Annotated in this window: 4 protein-coding genes and 1 pseudogene; 3 read left to right on the top strand and 2 right to left on the bottom strand. The window is 65.2% G+C overall.

Going from position 1 to position 9,111, the window contains the following annotated elements; all coding sequences use genetic code 11:
* From RMO04_RS19260 to RMO04_RS19250, 3 genes and pseudogenes are all read left to right on the top strand, one after another.
* A pseudogene (locus tag RMO04_RS19260) lies at positions 1-463 on the top strand (TonB-dependent receptor); the annotation flags it as partial.
* 457 nt (positions 464-920) lie between these two features.
* A complete protein-coding gene (locus RMO04_RS19255) occupies positions 921-4,055 on the top strand; it encodes a TonB-dependent receptor (RefSeq protein WP_309646386.1) in 3,135 nt (1,044 codons plus the stop codon).
* Between the two features lie 491 nt (positions 4,056-4,546).
* On the top strand, positions 4,547-7,564 hold the full coding sequence (locus RMO04_RS19250) for a TonB-dependent receptor domain-containing protein (RefSeq protein WP_309646385.1): 3,018 nt from the start codon (positions 4,547-4,549) through the stop codon (positions 7,562-7,564).
* A gap of 89 nt (positions 7,565-7,653) precedes the next feature.
* Here the strand turns inward: RMO04_RS19250 and RMO04_RS19245 are convergent, their stop codons facing one another.
* Both RMO04_RS19245 and RMO04_RS19240 read right to left on the bottom strand, forming a co-directional pair.
* On the bottom strand, positions 7,654-8,067 hold the full coding sequence (locus tag RMO04_RS19245; protein WP_309646384.1) for a DUF6491 family protein: 414 nt from the start codon (positions 8,065-8,067) through the stop codon (positions 7,654-7,656).
* On the bottom strand, positions 8,064-9,111 hold a 1,048-nt coding region (locus tag RMO04_RS19240), incomplete at its 5' end, for an FAD-dependent oxidoreductase (RefSeq protein ID WP_309646383.1). The genes RMO04_RS19245 and RMO04_RS19240, both read right to left, overlap by 4 nt.

The following is a 9,111-nucleotide window of genomic DNA, read 5'->3' as shown; positions in this document are numbered from 1 at the left end:
CGGATCGGTGACCTACACCTTGGAGTACAAGGTCGATCCGTTCGTGATCGGCGGCGTGACGGTGGAGAAGGCGTTCGACGCGGCCGGCTTCCTCAACTATCAGCTCTCGGTCACCTCGCTTCCGAAGCTGAAGGGCTCGGTCTTCGCCGAGTTCACCACCGGTCCGCACAGCCTGCGCTGGACGGTGAACTACATCGACTCCTACATCGACCAGCGCACCTCGATCTTCGCCCCCAACCCAGTGAATGGGGCGATCCAGCCAAATGGCGCCAAGGTGGCCGAGACCTGGCTGCATGAGATCGATTACCGGGTGTTCCTGCCCTGGGACGCCACAGTCAACCTCTCTGTCGACAACGTGTTCGACGAGGATCCGTCCTTCGCGCGGCTGGACCTGAACTACGATCCGTTCACCGGCAACGCGCTCGGCCCCACCTACAAGGTCGGCGTAAAGAAGAAATTCTAGGGATACCGCCTGCCCCATTCGGGCGGGTTCTGGCTTCACGGGCGTCGCTGGGTTTCCCTAGCGGCGCCCTTTTTTTCGGGGCGCGGCCTCGGCGCCACACCTGTTTCGAGGCGCCCGGTGACGAGCTCACGCCAGGTGCGCGACTGTTTCGAAGGTCAGGAATGATCCGAACAATGTTCGGTTGTGCTTTAGTCACCTAGAATTGCAATTAAAGCAACGACTTATAGGCTTGAGATATTCAGCGGAAAATTTCTCCGCAACGCGGTATGGCGCGCACCCGTCAAAATCATCGTTACGTCAAAATTATACAGCGAAGCGCAAGTTGTTTCAAGTCTGAAACCTTTGAAACAAGCCTCTAGCGCGTAACTTCGACTGCACGGATGATCGCCATACTCGAACATCCATAAGCGCTCACATTTCAATCGGGGCGCGGGTTCGAGGGGGAAAGGAAACCTAGATGTTGAAGAGCAGATATTTCTGCGGCGGTTCAATTTTGGCCGTCGCCTTGGCGCTTGGCGTGTCCGGCGCCGCGGCAGCCCAAGATGCAAGCACGGTGGAGGAGGTGATTGTCACCGGGTCCTTCATCGCCGGTACGCCGGAAGACGCGGCCCTCCCCGTCGACGTGATTGGCGCCAAGGAGCTGGAACAACGCGGCTCCCCCACCATGGTCCAGTTCATCAAGACCATTCCATCGTCGGGCGCCGTGATCGGGGAGAACAACCGCTTCGGCTCCGGTTCGGGCGCGGCGACCATCAACCTTCGCAGCCTGAACTCCGCCGTCACCGGCGCGCGGACCCTGGTGCTGTTCAACGGTCGTCGGGTGCCTGTCTCCCCCCAGGGCCTGAACTCGGTGGACATCAACCTGCTGCCCGACGCCGCCATCGGCCGCGTCGAAGTCCTGAAGGACGGCGCGGCGGCGACCTACGGCTCCGACGCCATCGGCGGCGTGGTCAACTTCATCACCCGCACGGATCTGGACGGCTTCGAAGTGTCGGCCCAGTACCAGGCCATCAGCGGCTCGGACGGCGACTACGAAGGCTCCATCGCCTGGGGCAAGAAATGGGAGCGCGCCGACGCCCTGATCAGCCTCGGCTATCGCCGCCGCTCCGAAATGCCGATCTTCGAACGCGACTGGGCCATCCGGACCGGCCCGAACGGCTATCTTGAGAACCCGCTCGGCGGCTGGGCCGGCACCGGCAACCCCGGCCAGTACAACACCGCCACCAGCGCGGCCAACTTCGCGGCGGGCTCGCTGACGGGCTCCCTGCCCGACATCGGCTGCGCGGCCAATGGCGGCGCGCCCTATGTCCTGGGCTCGGCGAGCGTCAGCCCGACCTCGTGCAACTTCCAGTACACGGCCTTCGACAACCTGGTTGAGGACGAGCACCACTATCAGGCCTACGGGAAGTTCAATTTCGACGTCACCGACAATATCTCGGCGAACATCGAAGTCCTGTACGCCATGCACGAGACCCCGCTGCAAAGCTGGGCGGTGACGGGTCCCAACCAGTTCCCGACCCCGATCAACGCGTCGGGCGCCTCGCCGGGCGGCGGCACCTCGCCGATCAACGCCACGGGCACCAGCGAGCAGTCGCGCTTCTATATCCCCAACACCAACCCCGGCCTGCAGGCGTTGATCTCGCAGATCTCCGGCGCCAACTGCGCCGGCCCGGTGCTGCCCTACGGCGTTGACGCGGCCACCTGCGCCACGGGCCTGACCCTGGCCCAAAGCCAGGTCGCCAACGCCGGCCTCTACGGCGTCGCCGCCAGCCAGACGGCCTGGCGTCCGATCGGCTTCGCCGGCAACCCCTACACCTCCGACGAACACGCCCACTACAGCTACAAGGTCGACACTTTCCGGGTGTCGGGCGGCTTCAAGGGCAAGTTCGACAACGGGATCGGCTGGGACGTCGCGCTGACCTACCAGAAGCAGGACTACAACTATAATCTGGAAGACGTGTCGGTGAACCGGCTGCAGCTCGCCCTGCGCGGCTTCGGCAGCCGCGACGGCGCGGCCGACCAGTGCACCGCGGCCGAGACCGGCAACTTCACCGCCGGCGCCGGCAGCGCGGCCCTGGGCTGCTTCTACTTCAACCCCTTCACCAACGCCTTCGACGAGAGCCTCGCCCGCGTCGGAGCCAACCCCTACTACGTGGCCTCCAGCGCCATTCCGGGCTTCAACGACGCGGCGGCCAACCGCGCCTCCGTCGTCGCCTGGATGGACGAGAAGCAGTACAACGAGATCTCGTCCGAGCTGTTCGTCGCCGACTTGGTCGTCAACGGCCAGACCGGCATCGAGCTGGGCGGCGGCAACATCGCCTGGGCCGCGGGCGCTCAGTTCCGCTACGACCGGACCATTCAGGATCCGGACGTGTACTACGACGCCAACGCCACGCCTTGCGTCGACTCCCCGCCCTACGGCGACGGCGCGCCGTTCTGCCCGACCACCTCGAACGGTCCCTTCCTGTTCAACGCCAACCTGCGTCCCTACGACGTGAACCGGAAGATCAGCTCGCTCTTCGGCGAAACCCTGATCCCGATCACGGAGGACTTCGAAGTCACGCTGGCGGCTCGCTACGAGTACTATGAGAGCCAAGGCGAGACGTTCAATCCGAAGGCCTCGGCGCGCTGGCAGGCCCTGGACTGGCTGGCCTTCCGCGGCTCGGTCGGCACCACCTACCGCGCGCCGGCCGCCACGATCACGACCACGAACTTCACCCGTGGCCTGACCAATGCGAGCGGCACCTATCGGGCCAACGACCTGTACGGCAACCCGAACCTCGAGCCCGAAACCGCGCTGACCTACAATATCGGCACGGCCGTGGACTTCGGCGCCTTCAAGGGCACCATCGACTACTGGAGCTTCGACTTCGAGGACGCTCTGACCTCGGAAGCCACCGCCGACCTCATCGCCCTGATGTTCCCGGGCGGCGCCGCGGCGCCTCTCGGCCGTTGCGGCGATGCGGCCTACGCGGCGGTCCAGGCGCGGTTCACCTTCGCCGGGGCCTGCAACCGGGCCAACATCCTCTCCTACCGCACCAGCTACATCAACGGCGGCAAGGTGGAGACCTCCGGCGTCGACTTCCAGGCCAACCTGGAGGTGGGCGAGTTCTTCGGCGGTGACATCACCACCGGCTTCGACGGCACCTACCTGCTGAAGTACGACGAGGCGCCTTATGAGATCGAGGGCTTCGCGTCGAACGCGGCGGGCGTTCAGAAGCGCGCGGGCACGTACCGCGCGTCGCTGTTCACCGGCTACAACAAGCTGCGGGCCAACGCCTACATGAACTGGTCCGGCGACGGGCATAACCTGCGCTGGCAGGTCCGGCACGTCTCCTCCACCACCCAGGTCGAAGCCAACTCCATCGCCATCGCCGCCCAGGTGAAGTCGACGGTCAAGATCGCCGAGTACTGGCAGCACGACCTGATCTATCGGGTCGAGCTGCCCTGGGAGACCGTGGCCACCCTGTCGGTTTCGAACCTGTTCGACGAGGATCCGCCCTTCGCGATCGGCACCCAGTACAACTACGACCCGGGCAGCGGAAACCCGCTGGGCCGCGTCTACTCGCTGGCCGTGAAGAAGCGCTTCTAGGACTTCGGAGACGTCCAACTGGCGCTTCCTGGAACGCCGCCCCGCGAGGGGCGGCGTTTTCTTTTGTGCGGTATCTAGGCTGCCCTCACGTCATCTGCGGCGCGCCGCGTCTTTCCGGCAACAGTTCAAAGCCCACCGGCCGATGGGGGCGAGCCCCCGCAGGTCTTTGCGTGCCGAAACGCGGCCAAGCCGCGATCATGACCTCGCGCCAGCTCAGCAAACCCTTGTTTCGCAAGGCCGACACAATATCCGCCGGCGCCGTGATACGCGTAGGGTGGGTCAAAAGTGGCGCAAGATCGGAGGCTTAGACATCTTCCTGAACGCCGATCACTCGCCAAGATCGGGTGATGACCCACCTATAACAACGTTATGTTGCAATACTGAAAAATCTACTGGCGCTCCTGCCCGCGCCGACCGATGATATTTCCGCTCCAGGGTCAAAAATGTTCCGCGTTTTAAGCGGGGCGGCTCTCGAGGGGGAAGGGAACCTAATGTTGAAAAGCAGTTATCTCTGCGGCGGCTCGATTCTTGCCGTCGCCCTGGCGATGGGCCTGTCAGGCCAAGCTTCGGCCCAGGATCAGGCGACGAGCACCGTTGAAGAAGTCGTGGTCACCGGCTCATTCATCGCCGGAACGCCTGAGGATGCGTCCCAGCCGGTCGATGTCATCGGCGTTCAGGAGCTCGCAAAGCAAGGCGCGCCGAGCGTTGTGCAGCTGGTCAAGACCATCACCGCTGCGCAATCCTCGCTTGGCGAAAGCAATCGCTACAACGGCGGCGCCGGCACCGCGTCCATCAACTTGCGCGGCCTCGGCTCCTCGCGAACCCTCGTGCTGATGAACGGCAGGCGACTAGCCGACAGCACGGCGGCCGCCTTCCAGGGCGGCGGCGCGGACCTGAACTTCATCCCGACGGCCGCGGTTGCGCGCATCGAGATCCTGAAGGACGGCGCCGCGGCCACCTACGGCTCCGACGCCGTGGCGGGCGTGGTCAACTTCATCACCCGCAAAGACCTAGACGGCTTTGAGTTCAACGGGAACTACGCCTTCATCCAAGACTCCGACGGCGACTATGACGCCAGCCTCGCCTACGGGAAGGTCTTCGATAGCGGCAATGTCCTGCTCACCGCGGGCTATCGCGCGCGAGGCCGGCTGGCGGTGGATGATCGCGATTTCGCGCGCACCCCGTTCGAGTCGGTCTTCTACGGCGGTTGGTCAGGTTCGGCGAGCCCAGGCAGCTATGCTTCGCCTGCCGGCGTGGCGTTCCGTGACAACGGCTGCAACGAGCTCGGCTCGCAGCAGCTGACGGGTGCTCTGAAGCCCACCACGACAGCCGCGGGCAACACGGCGCTCTGCCGTTACCAGTTCACTCACTTCAACGATCTGGTGAACGAAGAGCATCACTATCAACTATTCGGCCAGGTGAACTTCGATCTCGCCGAAAACGTTGAGTTCCATGCCGAAGTGGCCTGGAATCGCAATGTCGTTCCCGATCAGCGGATCTCGCCTGCCAACCTGCCGACGCAGTTCCCCACGCCGATCGCGAGCGGCGGTACATCCGGGTCTCCGACCCCCGCGGGCTTCAACAACCAGTCGCGCTTCTTCATTCCGGCGAACAATCCTGGCCTGATCGCCCTGCGAACGACCTGCGCGGCGCCTCTGACGGCCGCGCAATGCGCCGCGATGGCTGGCGGAGTGAATGCGAGCCAGACAGGCTGGCGGCTAATCGGGGTTGAAGGTCACCCGCTCAATGCCGATGGCGCCGACCATCAAGACATCGAACAGACCCAGTATCGGATTTCCGGCGGCTTCCGCGGTAAGTTCGACGGCGGCATGCTGGACGGGATCGGCTGGGACACCGCTCTGACCTTCATGGAAAACAAGGGCATAGTGACCACTAACGATCTTCTGGTGAATCGCATCCAGCGAGCGTTCAACGGACTTGGCGGTCCTGGTTGCGACTATCGCACTGGAACGCCCGGCGTCGGGGCCTGTAAATTTATCAACCCGTTCAGCAACGGAATAGCCGTCAGCGCCATCAACGGAGCGGCCAATCCCTACTATCAGGCCTCCGTCGCCAATGATCCGGTGGTGAAGAACTGGCTATACGGCACCTATACCAACGTCGCGACCAACCAGATCTTGGTCCTGGATGCGGTGATCAACAAGGAAACCGAGATCGAACTGGGCGGGGGCAACATCGCCTGGGCGGCCGGGATTCAGTATCGCTTCGACCGGAACCAGGATGAATGGTCGGGTCTTGGCGACGTCGAGGCGACGCCTTGCGTCGACTCGATCGACGGGCAGCAGGGCCAGTGCAGCAATCCGTCTGGACCGTTCGTCTTCTTCGGCGCTCAAAAGGACTACGACGTCGATCGCCGGGTCGGCGCGGCGTTCGCCGAGGTCAGGCTCCCGCTCCTAGATACGCTGGAGGTCAGCGCCGCCCTTCGTCACGAAGACTTCGGCGGTGAAGTCGGTACGACCACCAATCCGCGTATTTCCGGTCGCTGGCAGGCAATTGATTGGCTCGCCTTCCGCGGGTCGGCGGGTTCGACCTTCCGCGCCCCCGGCCAGGTCGCTTTGACGCCCGGCAGCAGCAAGGGTGTTCGCAATCTCGGCGGCTCGTATCGGGCTGTCGTGACGGAGTCCAACCCTTCGCTTGAGCCCGAGACCGCCAACACCCTGAACTTCGGGGGCCTTGTCGAGTTCGGTGGGTTCAGCGCGTCCGTTGACTACTGGAAGTTTGACTTCAAGAAGGAGTTGATCGTCGAGGACGCCGGACAGCTGTTCGCGGCCATCAATGCGACGAACTGCGCCAAACCCGCCTTCGCGGCGCGGTTTGTGTTCAGCAGCGGCGGGTGCAGCGTCGCCAACCTGCCCAACCTGCTGGTCGAGACCATCAAGATCGTCAATGGCCAGAGCACCAAGACGTCGGGCTTCGACATCCGGGCCCAGTACGACTTCGACGATTTCTTCGGAATGGATTTCTACGACACCCGCGTCACCATTGGGGGCGAGGCCACGCTCCTGAAAGAATACAAGCGTGGCGCGACCACCTTGCTGGAAGATACCTCGGTCATCATCGCGCCAGCGATTGATCGCGCCGGCAAGCACGAGCTCATCGGGGAATTCTACTCATTCCCGAAAATCCGCGCGAACGCCTTCATCAACGTGAGCGGCGATCGCTGGAATCTGCGTTACCAGCTGCTGTATCGGGAAGGCACCGTGCTCGCGGGCGCCACTTGCCTTGGCGATGCCAGCGCCGGCCTCACGGCCGACTGCCGCTACAACTACGGCACCGGAACCTATCAGTCCGTCGGCAAGCTGGAAGACTACTGGCAGCACGACTTGAACCTAAGGGTCGAGTTGCCTTGGGAGACGACGGCGACCTTCAGCGTGCAAAACCTGCTCGATGAAGATCCGCCTTTCGCGCAGAGCTTCTACAACTACGATGTGACGAACGGCAACCCGCTCGGTCGGGTATTCAAGGTCGGGGTCAAGAAGACCTTCTAGATCAAGATTTTACCTCCAGACCAGGACGGTTCGCCGTTCTGGTCCGGCAGCCAACTGGGCGTCGTCCTTCGCGGGCGACGCCCATCTTTTTAGGGCTTCTGCTTGGACGGCAGGGCCGCGACGTCCTCGGGGCTCAGCTTGGTCACCGTGCGCACCGCGCAACGCTGCGGGCCGATGGCCGTCTTGGTGATGATGGTCGCGTCCAGGCCCGAGCAGATCCAGGACGAGCCGCGCGACTGGATGCCGATCTCGTGCTCCCAGTCGATGTCGTGGCAGGGGCCAAGCAGGTCCAGCCGGTAGATGTCCTTCACCCCCACCCGCAGGTTCACGGTCCGGTCGTCCACGGCGCTGAAGCTGGAGACGTTGTCGGCGAAGAAGCACTGGCGCTTGGGCTTGGGCTTGGCCGCCGCGGTCGGCGGGTCCACGGCGAAGGCAGGCGCGACCCCGGCGCCGCCCAGGGCGATCATGGCCGCCGCGGCGACCCAAAGCGCGGTCCGGTTCATGGCGCGAAGTCTCCTCTGATCAAGGGCTTAGTCTGCGCGTCGTTCGGGACGGAATTGCGGCCCCGCCGCGCCGCTCGCGCCCGGAAGCGGTCGGGATCGACCAGGGACGCCAGGTCGGCCGGCAGGGGCGAGGGCGCGCCCAGCACCAGGGCCGCCACATGCTCGGCCAGCAGAGGCGCCAGCGAGAAGCCCCGCGACCCGAAACCGGTCAGGGCGAACAGGCCGGCGCGGCCCGCCACGGGCCCCGCCAGCGGCAGGTGGTCGGGCGTGGTCGCGCGAATCCCGGCGCGGCCCTCCAGCGGCGCCTCAGCCAGGGTGGCGGCGAGGCGAGGCAGAGCCTGGGCCAGGGTGGCGCGATTGCGCTCATGGTCGCCGGCCCGCAGGTCGATCGCCGCCTCGTCGCGGTCGTGGGTCGCGCCGAACAGCACGCCGGTCCGGGTGGGCAGGACATAGCCGCCCCAGGCGACGGCCGGCGTGGTCTCTTCGCCCTGCGTCCAGCTCGCCTGGCCGCGCACGGGTCTCAGCGGCAGGTCGGGCCACAGGGCTGCGCTGCCTTGGCCGGCGGCCAGGATCACCGCCTCGGCCAGGGCGATCACCTCCCCCGTCGCGTCCAACATCGCCCATGCGCCGTCACGAGGCTCGACGCGCGCGACGTCGGCGGCCAGGACCGGACCAGACCAGCCGGCCAGGATCAAGCCCGGTTCGACCACCAGGGCGGCACGCAGGTCGAGGGCTTGCGGCGCCGGTTCGCCCAGCCGCGCGGTGGTCTGCGCGGCGTCGATCGGGGTCAGCGCGCCAGGCTCGAACAGGCCGCTGGCCGCGATCCGCGCGAAGCGATCAGGGTCGCGGTCGCCGGCCGCCAGCTGCAGGACGCCGCGGGCGATCACGCTGTCGGCCTCGTACAGCCTCACGGCGCTATTGAAGGCCTGGGCCGCCAGCCTGGCGACCGGGCCCAGTCCTGCATCCAGGCGTGGGGTGACCAGGGCGGCCGGATTGCCGGACGCCCCCGGCGTCCCGCCCGCGATCAGCAGGGGCGCGCAGCCC

Origin of the sequence: Phenylobacterium sp., from assembly GCF_031412415.1 — a bacterium.
Taxonomy (GTDB): Bacteria; Pseudomonadota; Alphaproteobacteria; order Caulobacterales; family Caulobacteraceae; genus Phenylobacterium.
This window is presented reverse-complemented; position numbering and strand designations above follow the sequence as displayed.